This is a genomic window from Geodermatophilus sp. SYSU D01106 (assembly GCF_054049995.1).
The window spans coordinates 135403-160862 of sequence record NZ_JBJGYM010000007.1 but is presented as its reverse complement, the minus strand read 5'-3'; the positions used below and the strand labels follow the sequence as shown (position 1 = coordinate 160862).

Annotated in this window: 30 protein-coding genes; 14 read left to right on the top strand and 16 right to left on the bottom strand. The window is 77.0% G+C overall.

Annotation, left to right across the window (positions count from 1 at the left end; all coding sequences use genetic code 11):
• Positions 1–4: 4 nt before the first annotated feature.
• Positions 5–973 carry a cyclase family protein gene (locus ACI78R_RS10220; RefSeq protein ID WP_457040630.1) on the bottom strand — a complete coding sequence of 323 codons (969 nt, stop codon included), beginning with the start codon at positions 971–973 and terminating at the stop codon, positions 5–7.
• A 136-nt stretch (positions 974–1109) separates the two neighbouring features.
• Here ACI78R_RS10220 and ACI78R_RS10215 point away from each other — a divergent pair, with 136 nt between their 5' ends.
• The gene (locus ACI78R_RS10215) at positions 1110–2384 is read left to right on the top strand and encodes a hydroxyacid-oxoacid transhydrogenase (RefSeq protein WP_457040629.1); all 1275 of its coding nucleotides are present in this window, start codon (positions 1110–1112) and stop codon (positions 2382–2384) included.
• Positions 2385–2488: 104 nt separating this feature from the next.
• Here ACI78R_RS10215 and ACI78R_RS10210 read toward each other — a convergent pair whose 3' ends face one another.
• The 3 genes from ACI78R_RS10210 to ACI78R_RS10200 are packed head-to-tail and all read right to left on the bottom strand — an operon-like array spanning position 2489 to position 3937.
• A complete protein-coding gene (locus ACI78R_RS10210; RefSeq protein WP_457040628.1) occupies positions 2489–2905 on the bottom strand; it encodes a PaaI family thioesterase in 417 nt (138 codons plus the stop codon).
• Positions 2902–3471 (bottom strand): dienelactone hydrolase family protein, encoded by a 570-nt coding sequence (locus tag ACI78R_RS10205; RefSeq protein ID WP_457040627.1) that lies wholly within the window; start codon positions 3469–3471, stop codon positions 2902–2904. The genes ACI78R_RS10210 and ACI78R_RS10205 overlap by 4 nt, the downstream gene beginning before the upstream one ends.
• Positions 3472–3526: 55 nt before the next feature.
• The gene (locus ACI78R_RS10200; protein WP_457040626.1) at positions 3527–3937 is read right to left on the bottom strand and encodes a WhiB family transcriptional regulator; all 411 of its coding nucleotides are present in this window, start codon (positions 3935–3937) and stop codon (positions 3527–3529) included.
• Between the two features lie 308 nt (positions 3938–4245).
• On the opposite strand from ACI78R_RS10200, the gene ACI78R_RS10195 reads away from it, so the two are divergent.
• Complete coding sequence (locus tag ACI78R_RS10195; protein WP_073420002.1) at positions 4246–4587, top strand: YciI family protein; 342 nt, start codon at positions 4246–4248, stop codon at positions 4585–4587.
• 10 nt (positions 4588–4597) lie between these two features.
• Entirely contained in the window at positions 4598–5848 is a 1251-nt protein-coding gene (locus ACI78R_RS10190; protein WP_457040625.1) for an RNA polymerase sigma factor, read from the top strand.
• Between the two features lie 48 nt (positions 5849–5896).
• Here ACI78R_RS10190 and ACI78R_RS10185 read toward each other — a convergent pair whose 3' ends face one another.
• The 5 genes from ACI78R_RS10185 to ACI78R_RS10165 are packed head-to-tail and all read right to left on the bottom strand — an operon-like array spanning position 5897 to position 9242.
• Entirely contained in the window at positions 5897–7168 is a 1272-nt protein-coding gene (locus ACI78R_RS10185; protein ID WP_457040624.1) for a D-arabinono-1,4-lactone oxidase, read from the bottom strand.
• Complete coding sequence (locus ACI78R_RS10180) at positions 7165–8202, bottom strand: App1 family protein (RefSeq protein WP_457040623.1); 1038 nt, start codon at positions 8200–8202, stop codon at positions 7165–7167. Before ACI78R_RS10180 ends, ACI78R_RS10185 begins: the two co-directional genes overlap by 4 nt.
• Positions 8199–8666, bottom strand: coding sequence for a heme-degrading domain-containing protein (locus tag ACI78R_RS10175; protein WP_336026968.1), 468 nt, complete (start codon positions 8664–8666; stop codon positions 8199–8201). Before ACI78R_RS10175 ends, ACI78R_RS10180 begins: the two co-directional genes overlap by 4 nt.
• Positions 8663–8944 (bottom strand): YciI-like protein, encoded by a 282-nt coding sequence (locus ACI78R_RS10170; RefSeq protein ID WP_457040622.1) that lies wholly within the window; start codon positions 8942–8944, stop codon positions 8663–8665. Before ACI78R_RS10170 ends, ACI78R_RS10175 begins: the two co-directional genes overlap by 4 nt.
• A 19-nt stretch (positions 8945–8963) precedes the next feature.
• Entirely contained in the window at positions 8964–9242 is a 279-nt protein-coding gene (locus ACI78R_RS10165; RefSeq protein ID WP_457040621.1) for a helix-turn-helix domain-containing protein, read from the bottom strand.
• A gap of 65 nt (positions 9243–9307) precedes the next feature.
• Here ACI78R_RS10165 and map point away from each other — a divergent pair, with 65 nt between their 5' ends.
• Positions 9308–10078 carry a type I methionyl aminopeptidase gene (gene map / locus ACI78R_RS10160; RefSeq protein WP_457040620.1) on the top strand — a complete coding sequence of 257 codons (771 nt, stop codon included), beginning with the start codon at positions 9308–9310 and terminating at the stop codon, positions 10076–10078.
• Here map and ACI78R_RS10155 read toward each other — a convergent pair.
• Positions 10062–11264 carry an MFS transporter gene (locus ACI78R_RS10155; protein WP_457040619.1) on the bottom strand — a complete coding sequence of 401 codons (1203 nt, stop codon included), beginning with the start codon at positions 11262–11264 and terminating at the stop codon, positions 10062–10064. The two genes, map and ACI78R_RS10155, sit on opposite strands and share 17 nt — an antisense overlap.
• 103 nt (positions 11265–11367) lie before the next feature.
• Between ACI78R_RS10155 and ACI78R_RS10150 the strand changes: the two genes are divergently transcribed.
• Both ACI78R_RS10150 and ACI78R_RS10145 read left to right on the top strand, forming a co-directional pair.
• A complete protein-coding gene (locus ACI78R_RS10150; RefSeq protein ID WP_457040618.1) occupies positions 11368–12378 on the top strand; it encodes a hypothetical protein in 1011 nt (336 codons plus the stop codon).
• Positions 12379–12789: 411 nt separating this feature from the next.
• Entirely contained in the window at positions 12790–12915 is a 126-nt protein-coding gene (locus ACI78R_RS10145) for a hypothetical protein (protein ID WP_457040617.1), read from the top strand.
• A gap of 43 nt (positions 12916–12958) precedes the next feature.
• Here the strand turns inward: ACI78R_RS10145 and ACI78R_RS10140 are convergent, their stop codons facing one another.
• From ACI78R_RS10140 to ACI78R_RS10130, 3 genes are all read right to left on the bottom strand, one after another.
• On the bottom strand, positions 12959–13897 hold the full coding sequence (locus ACI78R_RS10140; protein ID WP_457040616.1) for an alpha/beta hydrolase: 939 nt from the start codon (positions 13895–13897) through the stop codon (positions 12959–12961).
• Between the two features lie 30 nt (positions 13898–13927).
• The gene (locus ACI78R_RS10135) at positions 13928–15445 is read right to left on the bottom strand and encodes a flavin-containing monooxygenase (protein WP_457040615.1); all 1518 of its coding nucleotides are present in this window, start codon (positions 15443–15445) and stop codon (positions 13928–13930) included.
• A gap of 204 nt (positions 15446–15649) precedes the next feature.
• Complete coding sequence (locus ACI78R_RS10130) at positions 15650–17008, bottom strand: cytochrome P450 (protein ID WP_457040614.1); 1359 nt, start codon at positions 17006–17008, stop codon at positions 15650–15652.
• Between the two features lie 179 nt (positions 17009–17187).
• On the opposite strand from ACI78R_RS10130, the gene ACI78R_RS10125 reads away from it, so the two are divergent.
• Positions 17188–18216 carry an aldo/keto reductase gene (locus ACI78R_RS10125; RefSeq protein ID WP_457040613.1) on the top strand — a complete coding sequence of 343 codons (1029 nt, stop codon included), beginning with the start codon at positions 17188–17190 and terminating at the stop codon, positions 18214–18216.
• A gap of 59 nt (positions 18217–18275) precedes the next feature.
• Entirely contained in the window at positions 18276–19052 is a 777-nt protein-coding gene (locus ACI78R_RS10120) for an alpha/beta hydrolase (protein ID WP_457040612.1), read from the top strand.
• Positions 19053–19056: 4 nt separating this feature from the next.
• Here the strand turns inward: ACI78R_RS10120 and ACI78R_RS10115 are convergent, their stop codons facing one another.
• A complete protein-coding gene (locus ACI78R_RS10115; RefSeq protein ID WP_457040611.1) occupies positions 19057–19224 on the bottom strand; it encodes a hypothetical protein in 168 nt (55 codons plus the stop codon).
• Between the two features lie 71 nt (positions 19225–19295).
• Positions 19296–19901, bottom strand: a complete 606-nt coding sequence (locus tag ACI78R_RS10110; protein ID WP_457040610.1) for a TetR/AcrR family transcriptional regulator — start codon at positions 19899–19901, stop codon at positions 19296–19298.
• A gap of 80 nt (positions 19902–19981) precedes the next feature.
• Between ACI78R_RS10110 and ACI78R_RS10105 the strand changes: the two genes are divergently transcribed.
• Genes ACI78R_RS10105 through ACI78R_RS10080 form a run of 6 tightly spaced genes read left to right on the top strand, consistent with a single transcriptional unit; the run spans position 19982 to position 24161 of the window.
• A complete protein-coding gene (locus ACI78R_RS10105; protein ID WP_336026942.1) occupies positions 19982–21121 on the top strand; it encodes an acyl-CoA dehydrogenase family protein in 1140 nt (379 codons plus the stop codon).
• A gap of 4 nt (positions 21122–21125) precedes the next feature.
• Entirely contained in the window at positions 21126–21494 is a 369-nt protein-coding gene (locus tag ACI78R_RS10100; RefSeq protein ID WP_073419988.1) for a YidH family protein, read from the top strand.
• Positions 21491–21838, top strand: a complete 348-nt coding sequence (locus ACI78R_RS10095) for a DUF202 domain-containing protein (RefSeq protein ID WP_336026938.1) — start codon at positions 21491–21493, stop codon at positions 21836–21838. Before ACI78R_RS10100 ends, ACI78R_RS10095 begins: the two co-directional genes overlap by 4 nt.
• Positions 21839–21889: 51 nt before the next feature.
• Entirely contained in the window at positions 21890–22330 is a 441-nt protein-coding gene (locus ACI78R_RS10090; RefSeq protein WP_073419986.1) for a universal stress protein, read from the top strand.
• Complete coding sequence (locus ACI78R_RS10085) at positions 22327–23358, top strand: zinc-dependent alcohol dehydrogenase (protein ID WP_457040609.1); 1032 nt, start codon at positions 22327–22329, stop codon at positions 23356–23358. Before ACI78R_RS10090 ends, ACI78R_RS10085 begins: the two co-directional genes overlap by 4 nt.
• A 50-nt stretch (positions 23359–23408) precedes the next feature.
• Complete coding sequence (locus ACI78R_RS10080; RefSeq protein ID WP_457040608.1) at positions 23409–24161, top strand: HpcH/HpaI aldolase family protein; 753 nt, start codon at positions 23409–23411, stop codon at positions 24159–24161.
• A gap of 6 nt (positions 24162–24167) precedes the next feature.
• Here the strand turns inward: ACI78R_RS10080 and ACI78R_RS10075 are convergent, their stop codons facing one another.
• A complete protein-coding gene (locus ACI78R_RS10075) occupies positions 24168–25370 on the bottom strand; it encodes a hypothetical protein (RefSeq protein WP_457040607.1) in 1203 nt (400 codons plus the stop codon).
• Between the last annotated feature and the right edge of the window lie 90 nt (positions 25371–25460).

Genomic DNA, 25460 nt, shown 5'->3' with positions numbered 1-25460 from the left:
GGGCTCACTTGAGGACGACGGGGTTGACCGGGGAGCCACTGCCCTGGTGCACCTTGAGCGGCGCGGCGACGTAGAGGCCGTCGTACTGGCCGTCCTCGGCGCAGTCGGCGGCGAGTGCCTCGAGGTCGGCGATCTCGGTGAGCGTGACGCCGAGGTTGCGCATGAGCGCGTTGTGCAGCACCAGTGCGACGCCGTTGTTCGGGTCGGTGGTGACCTCGTTGGCGATTGTGTCGGTGACCAGGTTCGGGATCTCCATGTCCTGGAACCACTGCACGAGCTCGGGGCTGTAGACCAGGCCCGGCTCGTTGAAGCCCTCGTAGAAGCCCTCGCCCTGCTCGAAGAACAGCTGCAGGAAGTTGGTGCGGATGACCAGGATGTCCCGCTTGCGGATCTCGGTGCCCTGCGCCTGCGCGCAGGCCACGAGGTCCTCGTGGGTGAAGGTCTCGCCCTTGTCGAGCGTGGGCTTGCCGCGGAAGCGGGCCATGTCGAGCAGCACCGCCCGGCCGACGACGCCGCGCTGGGCGATCGGCTCGACGCTGGCCTTGTCCAGGCCGCCGATCGTCGTCCGCGCGTCGTAGCCGTTCCAGATCTTGCCGCCGTACCAGACGTGGCCGAGCCCGTCGTACTGCGTGGAGCCCTGCAGGAACGCGTTGATCTTGTCGTCGGCGTAGTGCAGGCCGCCGGGGTACTGCGGCGCGTCGGGGGAGTCCCAGGTGGACTCGTCGAGGATCTGGGTGCGCTCGGCCGGCGTGCGGCCGGGCCAGACCGGGTCGCCCTTCGGGTCGCCGATCAGCCGCTGCAGCGTGAAGACCTTGCCCTGCTGGACGAGCCCGACGGCGGCGAGCACCTGCTCGGGGCCGAGGTAGTTCAGCGAGCCGACCTCGTCGTCGTCGCCCCACTTGCCCCAGTTGGTGGGCGAGTCGGCGAGGAGCTCCTCGAGGGAGGGGACGGTGGTCTCGGGCTCTGCGGTCACGGCTGGCCTCCATGGGCAGACGGGGAAACGGTTGCGGGGTGCACCCGACCCCGACCCTGCCGCGCTGTGGTCCCGGCCACAAGGCGGGTGCAACGATCCCTGCAACCGGATCCGCCGCCCAGCCGAGGAGCGCGTCATGACCAGCCCCGAGTCCGTCTTCACCTACGGCGCGCCGCAGCTCAAGTTCGGCAGCGGGGCGTCCGACGAGATCGGCTACGACCTCAGCCGCTACGGCGTGCGGCGGGTGCTCGTGGTGACCGACCCGGGGGTGGCGGCCACCGGCCTGCCGCAGCGGGTGGCCGACCAGATGGGCCGCTTCGGCATCGAGGCGTGGGTGTACGACGGCGTGCACGTCGAGCCCACCGACGTCAGCCTCACCCAGGCCATCGAGGACGCCCGCTCGTCCGGGCCGTGGGACGCGTTCGTGGCCGTCGGCGGCGGCTCGAGCATCGACACCGCCAAGGCGATCAACCTGCTCACCACGAACCCCGGCGAGCTCATGGACTACGTCAACGTGCCGGTCGGGAAGGGGCAGGCACCGAGCGAGCCGCTGCGGCCGCTGGTCGCCGTCCCGACCACGACGGGCACCGGGTCGGAGAGCACGACGATCTGCGTGATGGACGTGATCGCCCAGCGGGTGAAGACCGGCATCAGCCACGCGCGGCTGCGGCCCACCCTCGCCGTCATCGACCCCGACCTGACGCTCACCCAGCCGGCCGGCGTCACGGCGGCGTCGGGGATGGACATCCTCTGCCACGCGCTGGAGAGCTACACCGCGCGCTGGTACACGACCTACGACCGCAAGGCGCCCGAGCAGCGGGTGCCCTACTGCGGGTCCAACCCGATCTCGGACATGTGGTCGGAGAAGGCCTTGTCGCTGCTGGCCGGCTCGTTCCGGCGGGCGGTGCGGCACGGCGACGACACGCAGGCCCGCGCGGACATGGCGATGGCGGCCACCTTCGCCGGCATGGGCTTCGGCAACGCCGGCGTGCACATCCCGCACGCCAACGCCTACCCGATCGCCGGGCAGGTGAAGGACTTCCACCCCAAGGACTACCCGGCCGACGAGCCGATGGTGCCGCACGGGATGTCGGTGGCGCTGACCGCGCCGGAGGCGTTCCGGTTCACCTTCGACGCCTCGCCCGAGCGGCACGTGCGCGCCGCGCAGCTGCTCGCGCCGAACGCCGGGCAGCCCGACGACCCCTCGGAGTTCCTGCCCACCGTGCTCACCGACCTGATGCGCGACATCGACATCCCGAACGGGGTGGGCGCGGTCGGCTTCGGCGACGGCGACGTCGGCGACCTGGTCGAGGGCACGATGAAGCAGCAGCGGCTGCTGGCCACCTGCCCGAAGGAGGTCACCGAGGACGACGTCGCGGGGATCTTCCGCCGCTCGATGTCGCTGTGGTGACCGCGGCCCGCTGACCGGACCTCGCTGACCGGACCGCGCGCCGCGGTGCCCGGCCTCGCCCCGCAGCGCGAGGTCGGGCACCTCGCGGCGAGGCCGGGGCGGGCTCAGCCGGCCGGGACGACGCTCTTGGTGACCTGCGCCGAGGCGACGAGGACGCCGTCGACGGTCGCCTCGGACCGCAGGAACGCCACCGCCCGCCCGCGGCGCAGCACCGTGCCGGTGACGTCGACGCGCGCGCCCGCCGGCACCGGCCGCAGCAGCGAGGCGGTGAGGTCGTGGGTGACGGCGTGCTCGGTGTCGGCCAGCTGCGGCAGCAGCGCGAGGAACGCCGCGACGTCGAGGAAGGTGTAGACGACGCCGCCGTGCAGCAGCGCGGCCTGGTTCTGCGCGGCCGCGTCGACGGGGAACCAGATGCCGGCGGTCGGGTCGGCCGGGTCGCGCAGCCGCATGCCCAGGTGCCGGTGCAGCGGGATGTCGAGGACCGCCCGCACGCGCGCGGCGGTCGCCTCCGGGGAGGTCACCGCGCCAGCAGGTCGAGGACCCGGCGCAGGAGCAGCGTCGCGGCGTCCGGGTCGTAGGAGGGCAGCGTGCGGTCGGCGAAGTAGTGCTGGTCGCCGGGGTAGGTGAACAGCTCGGCGTCGGCCGTGGACGCGGCCAGCGCGCGTGCGGCGTCGAGGTCGCCGTCGTCGACGAACAGCGGGTCGGCGTCCATGCCGTGCACCTGCACGGGGACGCCGGCCGGCCACGCGCCGAACTCCTCGGCCGGGAGGCAGGAGTAGAGGAGCACCGCGCCACGCGCGCCGGGGCGGGTCTGCGCCAGGCTCTGCGCGGGGAGCACCCCGAGCGACATGCCGGCGTAGACGAGTTCCGCCGGGAGGTCCGCGACGGCGGCCGCCCCGCGGTCCAGCAGCTCGCCGGAGCCGGTCGCCCGGGCGTGCCCGACGCCGGAGTCGACCGTGTCGAAGGTGCGGCCCTCGAACAGGTCGGGGGTGTGGACCGTGTGGCCGGCGGCCCGCAGGTCGTCGGCGAACGCGGTGACGCCGGGGGTCAGCCCGAGCGCGTGGTGGAACAGGACGACCTCGGCCATGCGGGCATCATGCCGAGCGCCGCGGCGGGCGCCCGGCGGTCCGGGCGGCGGACCGTCAGGCGCTGAGACGCTCGCGGCGCTCGAGGCGCACCCGGCGGCGCTCGCGCTCGGACAGGCCGCCCCAGATGCCGAAGCGCTCGTCGTTGGCGAGGGCGAACTCCAGGCACTCGGCGCGCACGGTGCAGCCGGTGCACACGCGCTTGGCCTCGCGGGTGGAGCCGCCCTTCTCCGGGAAGAAGGCCTCGGGGTCGGTCTCGGCGCACAGGGCGTCGAGGCGCCAGGCGGCCGAGCCGCCCTCGGTGGTGTCGGCCCAGAAGGACAGCGGGGACTGCTCGGCGGGGGCGTCCGCCGCGACCTCGTAGTCGTCGTACACGTCCTCGGCGTCGTAGCCGAAGTCGGTCTCGTCGTAGGCGAGGGCGGGGCCGTCGGCGACGAGGCTGAGGTGGGGGCGCGAGAAGGAGTACACGGGAAGCTCCTCGGGAGTCGGGGTGAGGCGTCGTCCGCTGTGACGGACGGGTACGCCCTGGCTGCTGACAGTGACGTTACGGAGACCCGTCCCGTGATCGCACTGGCAGAAAAGTGCGGAACGTCGGCGTCCGCTTGTCGTTACCTGCCCTCGACCTGGCCGTCCGGCGTGTCGCCGTCCGGACGGGTCGCCCGTCCGGTAGAGGCGCTGGGGAAGATCTTCCCGGCGACCTGTCGATCTGGTGCGGTGCTGCGTGTCGGAGAGGTGGAGGGCCCGAGAGGCGGGCTCCCCGAGCGCAGGAGGCGCAGATGAGCCGCTACATGATCCTGATCTACGAGGACGAGGCGTCCTACGCCACGGCGACCCCCGAGGTCATGGGCGAGATCTACCAGGAGCACGACCGCTTCTCCGCCGGCGTCGAGCAGCTCGGCGCCAAGATCCTCGGCGGCGAGGCGCTGGAGCCGACGCCCACCGCCACGAGCGTCCGCGGCGGCGACGTCACCGACGGGCCCTTCGTGGAGACCAAGGAGGCGCTCGGCGGCTACTACGTCATCGACGCCCCCGACCTCGACACCGCGCTCGCCGTCGCGCGCACCGTGCCGGCCCGCTTCGGCGGCGTCGAGGTCCGGCCGGTCATGGTGTTCGACTGAGCCGACCACCGTGACCGCCGACCCGGACGCCGACGCCGTCGCCGCCGCGGTCGCCGACGCGCACCGTCGCGAGTGGGCCTTCGTGCTCGCCGCGACGGTGCGCGTCACCCGCGACCTCGACGTCGCCGAGGAGTGCGTGCAAGAGGCCTTCGCCGCCGCGCTCACGGAGTGGCGCACCGCCGGGGTGCCCGCGCGGCCGGGCGCCTGGCTCACCACCGTCGCCCGCCGCCGGGCGCTCAACGTGCTGCGGCACTCCGGCGTCGAGCGCCGGCACCTGCCGCTGCTGGTCGAGGAGGAGGTCGCCCCCGACCCCCGCGACGACGGCGCACACGGCTACCCCGACGACCGGCTGCGGCTCGTCGTCACCTGCTGCCACCCCGCGCTCGACCGGCCGGCGCAGGTGGCGCTCACGCTGCGGCTGCTGTGCGGCCTGACCACCGCCGAGGTGGCCCGCGCCTTCCTCGTCAGCGAGCCGACGATGGCTGCCCGGCTCACCCGCGCGAAGAAGAAGATCGCCATCGCGCGCATCCCCTACCGGGTGCCCCCGCCGGCCGAACTGCCCGCCCGGGTCGACGCCGTCCTCGCCGTCGTCCACCTGCTCTTCACCACCGGGCACACCGTCCCGGCCGGCGAGGAGCTCGTGCGCCGCGACCTGGTCGAGCGGGCGCTGCAGCTGTGCCGGATGCTGCGCGGCCTGCTGCCCGGCGATCCCGCGGTGGCGGGCCTGCTGGCGCTGCTGCTGCTCACCGACGCCCGCCGCGACACCCGCACCGCCGACGACGGCCGGCTGCTGCTGCTCGAGGAGCAGGACCGCGCCCGGTGGGACGGCGCCGCGATCGCCGAGGGCGTGGCGCTGGTGCGGGAGGCGCTGCGGGCCCGCCCGCCGTCGCGGTACGCGCTGCAGGCCGCGATCGCCGCCGTGCACGCCGAGTCGCCCACCTGGGCCGACACCGACTGGCGCGAGATCGTGGCGCTCTACGGCGTGCTCACCTCGGTGTGGCCCTCGCCGGTGGTGGCGCTCAACCGCGCGGTCGCCGTCGGCTTCGCCTCGGGGCCGGCGGCGGGGCTCGCCGCCCTCGACGCGCTCGCCGCCGAGCCGCAGCTGGCCGGCTACGGCTACCTCCCCGCCGCCCGCGCCGACCTGCTCCGCCGCCTCGGCCGGGTCGCCGAGGCGCGCGAGGCCTACGGGGAGGCGCTGCTGCTCACCGGCAACGCCGTCGAGCGGGACTTCCTCGCCCGGCGGCTGGCCGAGCTCGGCTGAGCCCGGCCGGGCGGCCGGCTGGGCGGGCGCGGCCGGGTGGGCCCGCGCTCAGCCGAGGACCGTGCGCTCCAGGTAGGCGTTGCGGAACGCGCCGCGCGGGTCGAGGCGGCCGACCAGGTCGCGGAAGTCGCCCATCCGCCGGTAGCGGTCCGCCAGCTCGGCGGCGCCGGTGGTGAACAGCTTCCCCCAGTGCGGGCGGGCGCCGAACGGGCGCAGCGCCGCCTCGATCTCCGGCAGCAGCGCGGTGACGGCCGGCTCGTCGGGCAGCCAGGTGAAGTGCAGCGCCAGGACGTCGCCGCCGGTGGCCGGGCTCAGCCAGAGGTCGTCGCCGGCGATCGTGCGGATCTCGCTGACCTGCAGCAGTGGCGCGACCCGGTCGGCGAGGGCCCGCATCGCCTCGCAGGCGGCCCGCCCGTGCTCGGCCGGCACGAAGTACTCGCTCTGCAGCTCGTCGCCGTGGCTCGGGGTGAACTCGGCGCGGAAGTGCGGCAGCCGCTCGTGCCACTCACCGGGCAGGTCGAGCTGGTCGGTGAGGTTCTCGATCGGGGTGTCGCGCAGCATGTGCGTCGGCTCGGTGGCCGCCCGCGCGCCGAAGAAGTCCTCGGGAGCGGCGGCGTCGAGCTCGTCGGTGCGCGACTTGACCCACACCGAGGTGACCCGGTGCCAGTCGGTGAACACGCTGACGCTGTAGGCGGCGCCGGTGACCCCGGGGAGGTCGGCGAACAGCCGGTCCCAGGTGAGGTCGAGGTAGACGTTCGTGCGCACGGAGAAGGTCGGCTGGAAGCGCAGCGCCACCCGGGTGACCACGCCGAGCGCGCCGAGGTGCACCACCGCGCCCGGCAGGTCGGGGGAGTCCTCGCCGAGGACGACGACCTCGCCGTCGGAGCGCACCAGCTCCAGCCCGGCGACCGAGGTGGCCAGGGACCCGTTGCGGCTGCCCGAGCCGTGGGTGCCGGTGGCGGTGGCCCCGGCGATCGTGATGTGCGGCAGCGATGCCAGGTTGTGCAGCGCCCGCCCGTGCCGGGCGAGCTCGGGCACCAGCCGGCTGTAGGGCATGCCGCCGGGCACCCACAGGACGCCGGAGCCGTCGGGCTCGGCCCGCGCGAGCTCGACGCGGACGTCGAGGTCGTCGAGCACCACGAGGTCGGCGTCGGTGTCGGCGATGTCGTTGAAGCAGTGCCGCGAGCCCAGCGCCTTCACCCGCGGGGCACCGGCGACGGCCTCCTGCAGCTCGGCGAGGGTGCGCGGCCGGTGCACCCGGGCGGCGCGGTAGGTGAGGTTGCCCGCCCAGTTGCGCAGCGGGGTGTCGAGGGCGGTCACCGGACTCCGATCGGGGAGAGGACGCCGGCCCGCTCGAGCAGGCCGGCCAGGGCGCGGCCGTCGCCGGCCCGCACGACGGGGACGTCGCCGACCCGCTCGCCGGCCCGCTCGCCGGTCTCCGGCGACGGCGTGCCGGCGGGGGCGGTGGTGCGCAGCGCGATCGCCACGACGCGGCCGGGATGGGCGGCGGCGAAGTCGCGGTAGATCTCCGGGTCGTGCTCGCCGTCGTCGCCGACGAGGAACCAGCGCACGCCCGGCAGGTCGGCGGCCACCCGCTCCAGGGAGCCGCGCTTGTGCGCCCGGCCGCTGCGGAACCACGCGCGCGGGCCGATGCCCCAGTCGGTGAGCAGCAGCGCCCCGGCGGGGAAGCCGTTGCGCTCCAGGAACGCGGTGATCGCGCCGGCCAGGTTCCACGGGCCGTTGCTCAGGTAGACGACGGGGGAGTGCGGGTGCTCCCGGGCGACCCGGGTGAGCAGTGCGGCCATCCCGGCGACGGGCCGGCGGGTCGCGCTGTTGCCGGCGAAGGTGCGCCAGGCCGCGCGGAGGGGGTGCCGGATGCCGGTGATCCAGACGGTGTCGTCGATGTCGCACACGATCCCACGGCCGGCGTCGGGGGCGGCGACGTAGACGGGTGCGGCCACCGGCGGGCGCCCGCCGACGTGCAGCAGCGCGTCGGCGCGGCCGGGCGGCAGCACGGCCGGCAGCGGGACGTCGAGCAGGCCCGCCTCGTCGGCGCGGGCGCGGACCCGGCTGCCGGCGAGCTCGACGTCGATCTCGCCGAAGGGCTGCTCGAGGGTGAACAGGCGCCGCCAGCCGGGCAGGTCGCGCCGGGCCTCGGGCGCGGTGCGGGCCGGGGCGAGCAGCAGCCGCCCGCGCACCCGCGCCCGGCCGCCGGCCGCGTAGCCGGGGTAGCCGAGCGCCGTCGTCGTCCAGCCCCGGTCGCGGGCCCAGGCCGACAGCGCCCGGTTGCCGCGCAGCTTGACCGCGTGCACGGCCCCGACCAGCCGCCCCGAGGGGTCGCCCGGCGCGGTCACCGGCCGAGGTGGGCGCGCAGCGCGGCGACCACCATGCGGTGGTCCTCCAGCTGCGGCAGCCCCGACACGACGACGACGCCGACCGGCCCGACCCCGCGGACGACGAGCGGGACGGCCCCGCCGTGCGCGGCGTAGAGGCGCGGGTCCAGGCCCGAGGACTCCTCGAACGTGGTGCCGCGCTCGATCCACGTCTGCCGGACGTACAACGAGGCGTGCCCGAACCGGTGCACCACCCGGGCCTTGCGCTCGATCCAGTCGGCGTTGTCCGGCGTCGCGCCGGTCAGCGCGGCGGAGAACAGCCGGTGCCCGTTGCGGGCGACCTCGACGGCGACCGGCGCGTCCGCGCGGCGGGCCGCGGCCACCAGCGCCGACCCGAGCTCCCAGGCGTCGTCGTTGGTGAACCGGTCCAGCTGCAGCTCGTCCTCCTCCGCCGCGAGCTCCGCGACGGTCGGGAAGCCGCTCACGCCCCGGCCCCGCCGACGACCACGTTCCACGGCCGCACCGACCAGGACGTCACCAGGCCCCGCAGCACGTAGGGGTCGCTCGCGGCGAAGCGCTCGACGGTCTCCCGGTCGGCGTCCCACACCAGCAGCGCGCGGTCGTAGGGGTCGGGCAGCGCGCCGGCCAGCAGGAGCTCGCCGCGCTCGTGGGCCGCCCGGGCCAGCGCGAGGTGCTCCTCGCGCAGCGCTGCCCGGCGTTCCAGGTAGTCGTCGGCGAGGGTGTACTCGAGCAGCAGGTGCATGCCGCCACTCTCACACGCCTCAGGCGGACAGGGCGCTCCCGCGGTCCGGGACCAGCTCCCCGGCCAGCGCGGCGGCGAGCTCGTCGAGGGGCAGGCCGACTGCGCCGGCGAGCGCGGCCACGGTGAAGAACGCCGGGGTGGGCACCCGCCCGGACTCGATCTTGCGCAGCGCCTCCAGGCTCACCCCGGACGCCGCGGCGACCTCGGCCGGTGGGCGGCTGCCGCGGGCGGCGCGCAGCAGGGCGCCCAGCCGGCGGCCGCGCTCGCGCTCCTGGGGGCTCAGCGGGGGGCGGACCATGCCGTGATACTAATACCGGGATAGTCATACCGGCGGTCGCCGGGCCCCCGACGGAGGAGAGAACCGTGATCGAGCTGCGCACCCCCGGCGAGCTGGAGGCGATGCGTGCCGCGGGCGCGGTGGTGGCCGACATGCTCGCCGCCGTCCGGGCCGCCGCCGTCCCCGGCGTCCGCCTCACCCAGCTCGACCAGGTGGCCCGCGACGTGCTCGCCGACGCCGGCGCCACCTCGCCGTTCCTCGGCTACGCGCCGCTGCCGACGACCCCGCCGTTCCCCGGGGTGGTGTGCCTGTCGGTCAACGACGTCGCGCTGCACGGCATCCCGACGACGCTGCCGCTGGAGGACGGCGACCTGCTCAGCGTGGATGCCGGCGCCACCCTCGACGGCTGGGTGGGTGACGCGGCCATCACCTTCCCCGTGGGCACGCCCCGGCCGGAGGACCTCGCGCTGCTCGCCACCGCGGAGCGGGCGCTGGCCGCCGGGATCGCCGCGGCGGTGGTCGGCAACCGGGTCGGCGACGTCTCGGCCGCGATCGGCGCCGTCGGGCGGGCCGGCGGCGTCGGCATCAACACCGACCAGGGCGGCCACGGCGTCGGGCGCACCATGCACGAGGCGCCGCACGTGCCCAACGAGGGGCGAGCCGGGCGCGGGGTGCGGCTCGCGGCCGGCCTCGTCATCGCCATCGAGCCGTGGTTCCTCGGCGGCGGCAGCGACGACTACCGGGTCGACGCCGACGGTTGGACGCTGCGCAGCGCCGACGGCAGCCGCGCCGCGCACGTGGAGCACACGGTGGCGGTCACCGCGGACGGCCCGCGCATCCTCACCGCTCCCCGCTGACCGCCCGGTCCTGCCGCCGCAGCTCCCGCCACAGCCAGGCGGCGATCGCCGCCGGCACGACGGCGAACGCCGACACCGCCGCGACGTCGCCGACCCCCGCGCCGATCCACGCCAGCAGCAGCGGGGTGCCGAACCCGGCGTAGGCGAAGGCGTAGAACGCGCTGTTCATCGCCCCGCGGGTCTGCGGCGGGGCGAGGCGGGCGGTCAGCGTCAGCCCGGCGGTCAGGCACAGGCCGGCCCCGGCGCCCAGCAGCACCGACGCCGGCAGCAGCAGCGGCTCGGAACGGGTGACGATCGCGAGCACGCTCACCGCGAGCCCGGCCGAGCCCATCGCCATGCCCAGCGGCCCGCCGCGCGCGATCCCGCGCCCCACCCGGGCGGCCACCGCGCTCGCGCCGAGCGCCAGCCCGCCGATCAGTCCCGCGTAGGCCGGGCCGACGCCGCCGGGCACCACCAGCAGCGGCAGCAGGGTCGCCGCGACCGCGGGGAACGCGAACACCCCGACGGCGGTCGGCGCGAGCAGCGCCCGGAAGGGCCGGCGCGCCTCCGGCGGCAGCCCGAGGGTCATCAGCCGGCCGGGGCGCCGCTCGGTCACCGTCTCCGGCACGGTGAGCAGCGCGGCCAGGCCGACGGCGACCACGGCCACGTGCACCAGGTAGGGCAGCGTCGTCGGGGCGGGGCCGTACTGGGCGAGCACGCCGCTCATCGCGGGGGCGATCGCGAAGCCCAGCGACGTCGACACCGCCCCGCGGGTGGCCGCCGACTGCTGCCCCTCCGGCCCGGCGAGCTCCTGCAGCCAGGCGTTGGCCACCGAGAACACGACGCCGGAGACCACGCCCTGCAGCAGCCGGGCCAGGTAGAGCAGCGGCAGGGACCCGGCGGCGGGCAGGAACAGCAGCGACACCAGCCCGGCGACGACGGCGAACGGCAGCACCAGCGCCCGGCGCCCGAAGCGGTCCGACGCCGCGCCCGACACGGTCAGCGCGGCGATCAGGCCGATCGCGTAGCAGCCGAAGACGGCGGTCAGGTCGGCGTCGGACAGGCCCAGCGTGCGGCGGTAGACCAGCAGCAGCGGGGTCGGGATGTTCGTGCCGAGGGCGACGGTGAACAGGCCGAAGGTCAGGGCGTCGAGTCGGCGGCGGGTGTCCCGCCGCGACCCGGCCCGCTGCGTCGCGGGGTCCGGCACCCGGCGGACGCTACCGCTCCGCAGGTCACCGGGGAGGTGTGCCGCCCCGCGACGGGGTAGTCGCCGGGGCGTGGGCCGTCCGGCCCGGTCGGGAGGTGGGTCCGTGCGGTTCCTGGTGCTCGGCGGGGGCGGGTTCCTCGGCGCGGCGGTGGTCGACGCCGCCGTGGCGGCGGGCGACTCCGTGACGGTGTTCTCGCGGTCGGGCCGCCCGCCGGCCGACGGCGTCGAGGTGCTGACCGGCGACCGCCGCGGCGACCTCGGGGTGCTCGCCGGCCGGCGGTGGGACGCCGTCCTCGACACGTTCACCGACGACGAGCCCGGGGCGCCCGCGGTGGCCGCGACGGCGCGGCTGCTGTCCGGGTCGGTGGGTGCCTACGGCTACGTGTCCGGGATGAGCGTCTACGCGCCGGACGGGCCGGCCGTGCCCGACGAGATCGCGCCCGTGCGCGCCGCCGGGGAACAGCCCGACGACGACCCGCTGCAGCAGCGCTCGCTGGCCAAGCTCGCGGCCGAGCGGGTGCTCGCCGAGCACTTCGACGGGCCGGTGCTTGTACCACGGGTGGGCATCATGGTCGGGCCGCGCGACCCCTCCGACCGGTTCACCTGGTGGCCGGTCCGGATCGCGGAGGCGCTGGCGGGCCGGCGCGACCGCCGGGTGTGCGTGCCCGGCGACCCGGCCCGCCCGGTGCAGTTCTCCGACGCCCGTGACGTCGCCGGCTGGGTGGTCGCGATGCTGCGCGCCGGCCGCGGCGGGGTGTTCGACACCGTCGGCCCCGGGCGGCGGCAGACCCTGGCGAGCGTGCTCGACGCCTGCCTCGCCGCGGCCGGCGGGAGCCCGGGCGACGTGGAGTTCGTGCCGGTCGGGGAGGAGGCGCTGCGCCGCACCCTGGCCGGCGTCGAGGAGGAGCGGCGCCCGCTGTGGTTCCCGGAGGACCAGATCCCGCAGGAGGCCGTCGACTCCTCGGCCGCCCTGGCCGCAGGCCTCGCCTTCCGGCCGGTGGAGGACACCGCCCGCGACACCCTGCAGTGGGTGCGGCGGGACCGCGGCTCCTGGCCGGACCTCGACGTCGACCTCGACGCCGACCGCGAGCGTGCCCTGCTCGCCGCGGGCTGAGCCCGGCCGCGGCGGCCGCTGCCAGGATGGGCCGGCGACGGAAGGAGGGACCGTGTCCCTGCACCGGCACCACCCGCCCGACCTGTACCGCGGTACCACCGGCGAGGCCAGCGCCTGGCTGCGGCCGGCGGACCGCCCGCCGGACACCGTCTCCGCGGCCGGCGTGACCTGCGAGTTCCTGGCCACCGGCGAGCAGACGGCGGGCCGGTTCGGGCTCTACCGGTGGACCTCCGGCGAGGAGGCGTCCGGGCCCGGGCCGCACGTCCACCGGTCGATCTCCGAGCAGTTCTCCGTGCTGTCCGGCTCGGTGGAGGTCTTCGACGGCCGCTCGTGGGTTCCCGCCGGGCCGGGCGACTCCGTGTCCGTGCCCGAGGGGGGCGTGCACGGTTCCGCGGCGGGGACCGCGCCTCGATGCTGCTGGTGTTCGCCCCGGGCGGCCCCCGCGAGGAGTACGTCGAGACGCTGGCGCGCGGCGAGCGGATGACGCCGGAGGAGCGGGCGGAGTCCGCGCTCCGCCACGACACGTACGGGGTGTGACGCGCGGCCGGCCCGGGTCGGTGGGGCCCGGGCCGGCCGGCGCTCAGCGGTGCAGCAGCTCCCCGAAGCGGGCGCAGCTCTCCTCGATCGCGGCCTGCGCGGCCGGGGAGACGGCGCCCATGTCGAAGAAGCCGTGGATCAGCCCGTCGTAGCGCAGCACGTGCGCGGTGCCGCCCGCGGCCTGCAGCGCCCTCCCGTACGCCTCGCCCTCGTCGCGCAGCGGGTCGTACTCCGCGGTGACCACGACCGCCGGCGGCAGGCCGGAGAGGTCGGCGTGGTGCAGCGGCGACATCCGGGCGTCCCGGGCGTCCTCCCACGCGCCGCGGTAGTGGCCGTAGAACCAGTCCATCGTGTCCTTCTCGAGGAAGTAGCCCTTCGCGTTCTCCACGCGCGACGGGTACTCGCCCTCGGCGTCGACGGCCGGGTAGATGAGGAACTGGGCCAGCAGGGGCGTCCCGTCGTCGCGCAGTGCCTGGGCGACGACGGCGGCGAGGTTGCCGCCGGCGCTGTCGCCGGCGACGGCGAGGCGGTCGTCGCCGCCGAACTCGCCGAGGTGCTGGGCGATCCAGCGGGCGGAGGCGACGGCGTCCTCGGCGGCGGCGGGGAACGGGTGCTCCGGCGCGAGCCGGTAGTCGACGGCGACGACCACGGCGCGGGCGTGCCGGCAGACGTTGCGGGCCATGTCGTCGTGGGTGTCGAGGTCGCCGATCACCCAGCCGCCGCCGTGCAGGAACACGACGGTCGGCAGTGGGCCGTCGGCACCCTCGGGGCGGTACACGCGGGCGGGCAGGTCACCCGCGGCGCCGGGGACGGTGCGGTCCTCGACGGCGCCCACCGGCACGACGGCCTCGGGCGCGCGGGCGTCGCGGGTGAGCGAGAGGTAGTAGGCGCGCCCGGCCTCGGGCGTGCCCTCGTACAACGGCGGTGCGCCGGACTGCTCGAGCATCGTGAGCAGGGCGGCGATGGACGGGTCGACCGGCACGGGGGTCCTCCTGGTCGCGGGGTGTCGGGGTCAGCGGTAGACGAGCGAGCCGTCGTCGAGGTCGGCCTTCGGCAGCGCCTCGGCCTCCTGCGCGTGCTCGAGCATGTGGGTCCACGGCTCGCGGTCGCCCTGCCGGAAGAGCAGGTGCTGGGAGCGCATGACGTAGCCGGCGTTGAAGTTCTCCGGGTCCGACCACGGCCGGATCTGCATGCCGGCGTCCTCGGGCCGCAGCTCCGGGACGACGCTGCGGGCGCCCTTCTCCCGCATCCGCTCGAACACCCGGGTGACCAGGTCGCACACCAGGTCCACCCGCAGCGTCCAGCTGTGCCGGAAGTAGCCGAAGACGTAGGCCATGTTCGGGACGCCGCTGATCATCACGCCGCGCCAGGTGACCCGCTCCGGGAACTCGACCCGCTCGCCGTCCACGGTGAAGGCGACCCCGCCGAAGGCCGACAGGTCGAAGCCCGTGGCCGTCACCACGACGTCGGCCTCGAGCTCCTCGCCGGAGGTGAGCCGGATGCCCTTCTCGGTGAAGGTCTCGATGGTGTCGGTGACGATCGACGCCCGGCCCTCGCGGAGGGCGGCGAACAGGTCGCCCTCCGGGACGACCGCGATGCGCTGCTGCCACGGCCGGTAGCGGGGCGTGAGGTGCTTGTCGACGTCGAAGCCCTCGGGCAGGAGCGGCTTGACCGACTCCATGAGGAAGGCGTGCAGCTCGTCGGGCGCCTCGTGGGACAGCCGCGCGAGCTCGTCGAACTGGGCGGAGTACGCGCGGCGGAGGATCTCGTGCGTCCAGTCCTCGGGGATGTCCAGCGCCCGCAGGGTCACCGCCAGTTCGTGGGTGAGAGGCGGCGCGAGGAAGTAGGACGGCGAGCGCTGCAGCATCGTCACGTGCGCGGCGTCCTGCGCGATCGCCGGGATGAGCGTGGCCGCCGTCGACCCGGAACCGATGACGACGACCCGCTTGCCCGTGACGTCGAGGTCCTCGGGCCAGGACTGCGGGTGCACCAGCACGCCGGCGTAGTCGTCGAGGCCGGGCCAGTCCGGGCGGTAGGGCTTGGCGTGGTCGTAGTAGCCCTGGCACATCCAGAGGAAGTCGGTGGTCATCCGCACCGTCCCGCCGGCGTCCTCGCGGCTGACCTCGACGGTCCACCGGGCGTCCTGGCTCGACCACGAGGCGGCGGTGACCCGGTGCCGGTAGCGGATGTGCGGGGCGAGGCCGTCCTCCTCGATGACCTCGTCGAGGTAGGCGAGGATCTCCCCGCCGGCGGCGATCGAGGGGCCGCGCCAGGGCTTGTGCCGGTAGCCGTAGGTGAACAGGTCGCTGTCGGAGCGCACGCCGGGGTAGCGGTGGGTCCACCAGGTGCCGCCGCGCGCGTCCTGGGTGTCCAGGAGCACGAAGCTGCGGTCGGGGAACCGCTCGCGCAGGCTGTGCGCGGCCCCGATCCCGGAGACCCCGGCGCCCACGATGAGGACGTCGACGTGCTCGACGTCCTCATGTGGAGCCTGCGGGGCCTCCCGGGTCGCCGTCGGAGTCGTCGTGGTCATGCGATGACCTCCCCCAGGAGCTGTGATCCAGGTCACGGACGCTACCGGGGGTGTGCCCGACTGGGGAACGGGGCGGACGGGCGGCCGCGCGCGCCGCCACCAGCAGCCGGGCGCGCCGTGACAGCCGTCGGGGGAGCGGCGACCGGGCCTCGGCGGCGAGCTGGCGGGCGGCGACCACCGACGCCGGCTCCCGCGCCTCGCCGGTCACCGCGCCCGCCGGCCGAGGTCGAGCGGCAGCGCGTCCAGGCCGTGCACGAACGACAGCCGGCGGAACGCCAGCCGCTCCGGCGGGACGGCCAGCGCCAGGTCGGGGAAGCGCCGCAGCAGCGCCGGCAGCACGGTGGTGAGCTCCAGGCGGGCGAGCTCGGCGCCCACGCAGCGGTGGATGCCGTGCCCGAAGGCGAGGTGCCCGCCGCGGGGAGCGCGGTGCGGGTCGAGGCGGTCCGGGGAGTCCCCGGCCCATCGCGGGTCGCGGCCGGCGGCGGCGAGGGAGACCAGGACGACGTCGCCCGGCGCCACGGCGGTGCCCCCGACGACGGTGGCGCGGCGGGCGAAGCGCGGGAAGGCCACCGAGACGGCCGCGATCAGCCGCAGCAGCTCCTCGACCACCGCCGCGACGTCGGCGGGCGAACCCTCGCGGACCAGCGCGGCCGCGGCCGGGTCGCGCAGCAGCACGACCGTGCCGAGGGCGATGGTCGACGCGGTCGTCTCGAAGCCGCCGGTGACCAGCCCGTCGGCGAGGCCGGCCAGCTCGTCGTCGGTGATCGCCTCCCCCTGCTCCCGGACGATCCGGCCGATGAGCCCGTCGCCGGGGGAGCGCCGCTGGGCGGCGACCGCCTCGGCCAGCAGGCGCCGCTGGGCCGACACCGCGCCGAAGGCGCCGGCCGGGCCGCCGGTGGCGTCGAAGCGGCGGGTGGCCAGCCGGGCCAGCACCTGCTCGTCGGCGCCCTCGAGGCCGAGCAGGCCGGCGATCACCGACATCGGCACCGGGGTGGCGACGTGCCGGACGAGGTCGGCGGGGGACCCGGCGGCCTCCAGGGCGTCGAGCGCGCGGTCGACGGTGCCCTCGACCACCGGGACGAGGCGCTGCAGCCGGGCGCGGGTGAACTCCGGGGCGACGAGCCGGCGCAGCCGCGTGTGGTCCGGCGGGTCGGTGAACCCCAGCCCGCCGACGTCGGCGCCGGTGACGGGGCCGTCGCCGCTGAACAGGTGGCGGACGTCGGTGCTGTAGCCGTCGGCGTCGGCCAGCACGGCGCGGGCCTCGGCCGCCCCGGTGACCAGGTGGACGGCGACGTCGAGGGGCAGCTCGAGCCGGTGCACCGGCCCGCGCGCCGCCAGGGCGGTGAGAGCGGACGCCGGGCCGACGCCGTCGCGGCGCAGGGGCACGGTCGCCGCGCGGGGCAGCACCCGCAGGGTGGCCAGGTCGATGCCGCGCCGGCGCACCCGGCGGGCCAGCAGCGCGGCCAGCCACCGGCGCACCCGCCGGGGCCGCGGCGGAGGCGGTACGGGCGCCCGGTCCTCGGGACGGGGGCACTCGGGGAGGACCAGCTCGGCAGTGCTCATTCCGCCTTCTCTCGGGTCCGCGTCTCTCGGGGACCCGAGCCTCCCGACGGCGCCCGCCGGCGGACATCAGGTGGAACCCCCGAACCGGCCCCCGTCTGTGCGGCGGCGCGGTGGGGGACTCCCCCGAGGGGCCCCGGCGGCGAGGTGCGGCGCCCGCCCGCGTGTGGCTTGCTGGGGAGGTGGAACTGCGCACCCTCGGCCGCAGCGGCTGTGCCGTCTCGGCCCTCGCCCTGGGCACGATGACCTTCGGCGCCGAGACCGACGAGGCCGGCGCCCACGAGCAGCTCGACGTCTTCACCGAGGCCGGCGGCACGCTCGTCGACACCGCCGACGTCTACTCGGCCGGCGCCTCGGAGGAGATCGTCGGGCGCTGGCTGGCCGCCCGGCCCGCCGACGTCCGGGACCGGGTCGTGCTCGCCACCAAGGGCCGCTTCCCGATGGGCGAGGACGCCAACGCGCTCGGCACCTCCCGCCGGCACCTGCGCCGCGCGCTCGACGACTCGCTGCGCCGGCTCGGCGTCGAGCACGTCGACCTCTACCAGCTGCACGCCTGGGACCCGCTCACGCCGCTGGAGGAGACGCTGCGCTTCCTCGACGACGCGGTGCGCGCGGGGAAGGTCGGCTACCCGGGGCTGTCGAACTTCACCGGCTGGCAGGTGCAGCGCGCCGTCGACGTCGCCGAGCGCGAGCACCTCGCCGTCCCGGTCACCCTGCAGCCCTCCTACAGCCTGCTGGTGCGCGGCATCGAGGCCGAGATCGTGCCGGCCTGCCGCTACAACGGGCTGGGTCTGCTGCCGTGGGGACCGCTGGGCGGCGGCTGGCTCTCGGGCAAGTACACCCGCGACCAGAGGCCCGAGGGCGCGACCCGGCTCGGCGAGGACCCCGGCCGCGGCATGGAGGCCTACGACCGGGTGGCGGCGAGGGCGCGCACCTGGGACGTGCTCGAGGCGGTGCAGGACGTCGCCGAGGCGCGCGGGGCGACCATGCCGCAGGTGGCGCTGGCCTGGCTGCTCGCCCGACCGGCCGTGAGCTCGGTGATCCTGGGCGCGCGCACGACCGACCAGCTGCGCGGGAACCTCGGCGCCGCCGGCCTCGCGCTGTCGGCGGAGGAGACGGCGCGCCTGGACGCCGTCAGCGACCCCGCCGAGCCCGACTACCCCTACGGCGAGGTCGGCACGGAGCAGCGCAGCCGGGACCTCGCCGGCTGAGCGTGCGCCGGGCGCTGCGAGTGCCGCGGGCGCTCCGGGCGGCGCTGGCCGTCGCCGTCGTGTGTGCTCTGGTCGTGGGGCTGCTCTGGGCGTTCCAGCGCCGGCTGGTGTACCTGCCCGACGACGGCCCGGTGCCCGCGGCGGCCGGCGAGGTCCCCGGCGGCCGCGACGTCGAGCTGACCACCGCCGACGGGCTGACGCTGGGCGCCTGGTTCGTACCGGGCCCGGCGGGCGCGGCCACCGTGCTGGTGGCCAGCGGCAACGGCGGGCACCGCGGCATGCGCGCGCCGCTGGCCCGGGCGCTGTCCTCGGCGGGCCTCGCGGTGCTGCTGTTCGACTACCGCGGCTACGGCGGCAACCCCGGCAGCCCGAGCGAGGAGGGTCTGGCGCTGGACGTGCGGGCGGCGCGGGCCTGGCTGGTCGAGGAGGCCGGCGTCCGCGGGGACCGGCTCCTCTACTACGGCGAGAGCCTGGGCTGCGGGGTGGTCACGGGGCTGGCGCTGGAGCACCCGCCGGCCGGGCTGGTGCTGCGCTCGCCCTTCGCCGACCTGGCCGCGGCCGGCGCCCACCACTACCCGTTCCTGCCGGTGCGGCTCCTGCTGCGCGACCGCTACCCGGTGGCCGGGCAGGTGGCCCGCGTCCGGGTGCCGACGACGGTGGTCTGGGGCGCCGCCGACACGGTCGTGCCGCCGGCGCAGAGCCGGGCGGTGGCCGACGCCGCCGCGTCGCTGCACCGCCGGGTCGAGGTGCCGGGCGCCGACCACAACGACCGCGTGCTGCTCGACGGGGAGGAGCTGGTGGGCGCCGTCGTCGAGCTGGCCGAGCTCACCGGCTGAGCGGTCAGGGGCCGGGGAGGACCGACCCGCGCAGGCGCCGGCCCGCCCAGTGCAGCGGCTCCCCGCCGGGGTGCCGGGGCGGCCACGGGTCCGCCGACAGGTACACCTCCCACAGGTGCACCTGCGCGCGCCAGTACGCGCCCAACGCCCGGGGGACTCGTGCGAGGTCCATGCCCCACGGTGGGCCCCCGCGCGGCGCGGTGACAGCCCCGCGACCGCCGCGGACCGCAACGCGGCTGCCACTCAGCGGGCGCCCGGCTCCTTCGCCAGCCCGCGCAGCAGGAGGCCGGTGAGCTGCTCGTAGGCGGCGGCGTCGTCGAGGCCGGTGCTCGCGGCCACCTGCCGCTGCTGGATGCGCACCATGACGGCGGTGACGACGTCGGCGGCGAAGGCGGCGTCGACCTCGCGGAAGGCGCCCTCGGCCACGCCGTCGCGGATGATCCCCTGCACGCGCGCGGCGGCCGCCCGGGTGTTGCGCTCGTAGATCTCCCGGGCCGGCGGGAAGGCGGCGACGTCGTCGTAGAAGCGGGCCGACGCCGGCGCGAGCTCCTCGGCCACCGCCCGGAGGTAGGCGACCAGCCGGTCGGCGGGCGGGCGCGGGGGCGCCAGCGCGGCCTCCACCCGGGCGGTCGCGGCGCGGAAGAAGTGCACGACCGCCACCCGGACCAGCTCGTCCCTGCTGCCGGCCAGCGCGTAGAGGGTGCGCTTGGAGCAGTGCAGCCGGGCGGCGAGGTCGTCGAGGGTGAGCGAGGCGAAGCCCTCGGCGAGCAGCACCTGCACGAGCTGGCCGAGGAGCTCCTCGTGCCGCGCGGCGCCGCGGCGCACCGGCACCCGCGCCTCCACCGACATGCCCCGATCCTCCCGCACGCCCGGAACGGCCCCGCAGCGGTACCGTGGACACCGCCGCCAGTACCGATGAGGGGATCGCCGTGGCCGTCGACCGTCTGCTGCCCACCGACGAGGCGCAGGACCTGATCGAGCTCGTCCGGGACGTCGCCGACAAGGAGCTCGCGACGCGGGTCACCGAGCACGAGCGCGCCGAGACCTATCCCGAGGGACTGTTCGCCACCCTCGGCGGGCTGGGGCTGCTCGGCCTGCCCTACCCGGAGGAGATGGGCGGGGGCGGCCAGCCCTACGAGGTCTACCTGCAGGTGCTCGAGGAGCTCGGTGCCCGCTGGGCCGCCGTCGCCGTCGCCGTCTCGGTGCACGGGCTGTCCTGCCACCCGCTGGCCACCTTCGGCACCGACGCCCAGCGCGAGCGGTGGCTGCCGGCGATGCTGGCCGGCGAGCAGATCGGCGGCTACTCGCTGTCCGAGCCCCAGGCCGGCTCCGACGCGGCCGCGCTCGCCTGCCGGGCGGAGCGCACCGAGCAGGGCTACCGGGTCACCGGCACCAAGGCGTGGATCACCCACGGCGGGAAGGCGGACTTCTACGCGCTGTTCGCCCGCACCGGCGAGGGCTCCCGCGGCATCTCCTGCTTCCTCGCGCCCGGGCAGGTGGAGGGCCTGAGCTTCGGCCGGCCCGAGGAGAAGATGGGCCTCACCGCCATCCCGACCACCTCGGCGCACTGGGACGGCGCCCTGCTGGAGGCCGACCGGCTGCTCGGCGCCGAGGGCCAGGGCCTGTCGATCGCCTTCTCCGCGCTGGACTCCGGCCGCCTGGGCATCGCCGCCGTCGCCACCGGCCTCGCGCAGGCCGCCCTGGACGCCGCCGTCGGCTACGCGCAGGAGCGGACGACGTTCGGGCGCAAGATCGCCGACCACCAGGGGCTGGGCTTCCTGCTCGCCGACATGGCCGCCGCCGTCGACTCCGCCCGCGCCACCTACCTCGACGCCGCCCGCCGCCGCGACCTCGGCCGCCCCTACGGCCGGCAGGCCAGCGTGGCCAAGCTCGTCGCCACCGACGCGGCGATGAAGGTGACCACCGACGCCGTCCAGGTGCTCGGCGGCTACGGCTACACCCGCGACTTCCCGGTCGAGCGGTACATGCGGGAGGCGAAGATCATGCAGATCTTCGAGGGCACCAACCAGATCCAGCGCCTGGTGATCAGCCGCTCGCTGGCACCCTGACCCGGTGACCGCCCCCGCGCCCCGGCGCCCGCGCTCGGTCTACGGCGTGGGGGAGGAGCCGGACGCGCGGTTCAGCCTGGCCAACGAGCGCACGGCACTGGCCTGGATCCGGACGTCGCTGGCGCTGTCGGCGGCGGGCGTCGCGCTGGAGGCCCTCGACGTGCCGATCGCCGAGGGGCTGCGGCTGGCCTGCGCGCTGCTGCTCGTCGGCCTCGGCGTCCTCGCGCCGGTGCAGGCGTGGTGGGGGTGGGCGGCGACCGAGCGGGCGATGCGGCTGGGCCGGCCGCTGCCGTCCCCCGTGGTCACCCCGGTGCTCGCGGCGGGGACCGCGGCGGCCGGCGTGCTGCTCGTGCTGGGCCTGCTGCTGCGGTGAGCACCGTCCCCGGGCCCGTGCCCGACGGCGGGCTGCAGGCCGAGCGCACGGCGCTGGCCTGGCGGCGGACGGCGCTGGCGATGGCGGTGGCCGCGGTCGGCGCCGGGCGCCTGGCCGCCCCCGTGCTAGGCGCGCTCGCCCTCGTGCTGGCCGGGGCCGGCCTGCTGCAGGCGGTGGCGGCCGGGGCCGGGGCGCGGCGCCGCCACCGCGAGGTCCGCGCCTCGCTGCTCACCCGCGGCGACCTCTCCGGCGTGCCCGGCGGCGGGCTCCCGGTCGCGGCGCTCGCCGCCGCCGGCGTGCTCACGGGGCTGCTCGCGCTCGCCTTCGTCCTCGGGCCGGGCTGACGCCCGGTCCGCACCCGGTGGGAGGCTGACCGCCGGCAGGAGGGGGACGGGATGCGCGGGGACGGGCCCGGGGCGGTGGTGGTCGGCGTCGACGAGTCGCCGACCTCGCTGCGCGCGCTCGACTACGCCGCCGGCCTCGCCCGCCGCCAGTCCGGCCGGCTCGTCGTCGTCCACGTCCGCTCGCTGCGCCCGGTCGGCCCCGGCCTGGACGCGCTCGCCCCCGTCGCCGTGCAGGCGGCGCTCGAGGCGCGGCAGGCGACGGAGGACGACCTGCGCGCCGAGGCGCGGCGGATCGCCGAGCAGGGCGACGTCGAGGTGACCTTCGTGCTGCGGGTGGGCGAGCCGATGCGCGAGCTGTCCGCCGTCGCCGACCAGCAGCACGCCGACGTCGTCGTCGTGGGCGCCTCCACCCGCCCGGCGCACCGGCTGGCCGGCTCGCTGGCCGCCCGCCTGGTCCGCAGCTGCGGCTGGCCGGTCACCGTGGTGCCGTGACCGGTCCGACCATGCGGGCGCACGTGCTCACCGGGCCCGGCGAGAGCGCGGTGCGGGAGGTGCCGGTGCCGGTCGCCGTGCCCGGCGAGGTGGTGGTCGACGTCGAGCGGGTCGGCGTCTGCGGCACCGACGTCGAGTTCGCCACCGGTGAGATGGCCTACCTGCACCAGGGGCACGCCGCCTACCCGATGCGGCTGGGCCACGAGTGGTGCGGCCGGGTGACGGCGGTCGGCGCGGGCGTGGACCCGGCCTGGCTCGGCCGCCGGGTCACCGGCGACACGATGCTCGGCGACGGCACCTGCCGCCGCTGCCGGCGCGGGCAGCAGCACGTGTGCGAGCGGCGCCAGGAGGTCGGCATCCGCGGCGGGCGGCCCGGCGCGCTGGCCGAGCAGCTCGCCGTCCCGGCGTCCTCGCTGCACCCCTTGCCCGACGCCGTCGACCCCGTCCTCGGCGCGCTCGTGGAGCCCGGCGGCAACGCGCTGCGCGCGGCGCGGGCGGCGGCCGCCGGGCCGGGGGACCGGGCGCTGGTCCTCGGGCCGGGGACGATCGGGCTGCTCACCGCGATGTTCCTGCGCGCCGCCGGCGCCGAGGTGCACCTGCTCGGGGTGGACCCCGCGTCGCTGGCCTTCGCCCGCGCGCTCGGCTTCCCGCACACCTGGACGGCGGGCACGCTGCCGGACCTGCCGTTCGACGCCGTGGTCGACGCCTCGACCGCCGCCGCGCTGCCGGCCCTCGCCCTCGAGCGGGTGGAGCCCGCAGGCCGCGTGGTGTACATCGGCCTGGCCGGGACGCCGAGCCGGATCGACACCCGCGACCTGGCGCTCGGGGACGTCACCGCCGTCGGCGTGCTGTCGGCCTCTCCGGGGCTGGCCGCCACCGTCGCCGCCTACGCGGTGGGCGAGGTCGACCCGCGCCCGCTGGTGGCCGCGACCGTCGGGCTGTCGCAGGTGGGCGCGGTGCTGGCGGGGGAGCGGCCGCCCGGTGCCGGGCCGGGGCCCAAGGTGCACGTGGACCCGCGGCTGCTCTGAGCGGCGGGCAGGATCGGCCCCGGCGTACGCGGCACGACGGGAGGACCGGGATGGCGAGCGAGGCGGACCTGCGGGCGCGGTGGGCGGAGGGCCGGGCCAGCCACGGGCTGTGGAGCCTGCTGCCCGGCGCGGTGACCGGCGAGGTGCTGGCGCGCACCGGCGCCGACCACGTCGTCGTCGACCTCCAGCACGGCGCCGGCACCGAGGCCGACCTGCCCGGAGTGACCGCGGCCGTGACGGCGGCGGGCGCCGTGCCGCTGGTGCGCACCCGCAGCCCGCACTTCGCCGACGTCGGCCGCCCGCTCGACCTCGGCGCACGCGGGGTGATCGTCCCCAACGTCCGCGACGCGGCCCACGCGCGCGAGGTGGTCGCCGCCTGCCGGTACGCCCCGGCCGGGGGCCGGTCGATCGGGCGGCTGTCCGGCGGGGCCGACGAGCCGCTGGTCGTCGTCATGGTGGAGGTGGCGAGCGCCCTCGACGACCTCGACGCGCTGCTCGCCGTCGACGGCCTCGACGGGGTCTACGTGGGACCGGGCGACCTCGGGCTCTCGCTCGGCCTGGCGGGGGAGGAGCACCGGGCGGAGCTGCGCGGGGTGCTGTCGTCGATCGTCGCGCGGGCCGTGGCCGCCGGGGTGCCGGTGGGCGTGCACGCCTACAGCGGCGAGGAGGCGGCCGGGTACGCGGCGGAGGGCGCCACGATCGTCACGGTCGCCGTCGACGTCGCGGTGCTCGGCGCGGCGGCGGCCGGGCACCTGGCCGCGGCCCGGAGGTCGGCGCGGGGAGCGGGCGCCGGGGAGGCCTGACCCGCCTCAGTCGGCCGGCTCGCCGTCCGGCGGGTCCGGCTCCGCCGGCCGCGCGCGGAGGCCCTCGACCTCGGCGGTGAGCGCGGCGGCCCGCTCGCCCGCCCGCCGGGCGCCCGCCTCGGCGTCGGTGGCCCGGCGGGCGGCGTCCTCGGCGCGCCGCGCGGCCGCGGCGGCCTCCGCCAGCGCGTCACGGAGGTCGCGCTCGGCGGCGGCCGCCCGCGTCGTCGCCTCCGCCGCGCGGTCGCGGGCCTCGCGCTCCCCGCGCCGGGCGGCGTCCCGCTCGCGCTCCGCGTCGCGGGCCCGCTCGCCCGCGCGGGCCGCGTCGGCGAGTGCCGCGTCGCGGGCGGCGGCCGCCTCGTCCCGCTCGCCCGTCCGCTCCCGCAGGGCGGAGGTGAGGGTCTGCTCGGTGACGCCCCACCGGGCGCGGGCCTCGACCAGCTCGTCGTGCTCCCGGGCGGCCTGCGCCCGGGCCTCCTCGGCGTCCCGCCGCGCCCGCGCCGTCTCCCGCTCGGCGTCCCGGGCAGCCGACCCGGCGTCCTCGGCGCGCTGCTCCGCCGCCGTCCGCTCCTCCTCGGCCGCCCGGCGCGCGGCCTCCGCCCGGTCCCGCTGCTCCTCGGCCGCCTCGCGGGCGGCGTCGGCGGCGGCGACCCGGCCGGCGGCGTCCTCGCGGGCGGCGGTGACCGCCTCCTCGGCGGCGACCCGGGCGGCCTCGGCCGCGCTCTCGGCTGCGCGGCGGCCCTCCTCGGCCTCCGCCCGCAGCTGCTCGTCGCGGCGGGCCTGCTCTTCGGCGCGCAGCCGGGCCGCGTGCGCGCCGTCGACGTCGGCCCGCGCCTGGGCGAGCCGCGCCTCGACGGTGGCCTCGTCCCGGTACTGCGCGAGGGCCTCGGCGGCGGCGGTGAGCAGCGCGGCCTGCGCCTCCGCGGCCTCGGCGGCCTCGCGGGTCGCCTCGGCCCACCGGCCCACGAGGTGCCGGACCCGGCCCTCGGGCGGCAGCTCCTCGGCCAGCGCCGTGGCGGTCGCGGTGAGCCGGCCGTTCCGCCGCCCGGCGGCGCGGGCGCGCGCGGTGCGCGCCGTCTCGGGGTTGTGGTCGGGCCGGTCGCAGAACCGGGGCGACGGTCCGCTGCGCCCGGGGACGCGCGGCCGCGGGGGAGCGGGACAGCCCGGGAAGGCGCACCGGGTTCCGTTCTGCGCGTCGTCCTGCTCCGTCATGCCGGACGACGATAGACGGATGTATGGGCCGGACATCCATCCGTGCGGATTGACGGACGATTCGACGGGCGATCGCTTCCGAGAAGCACC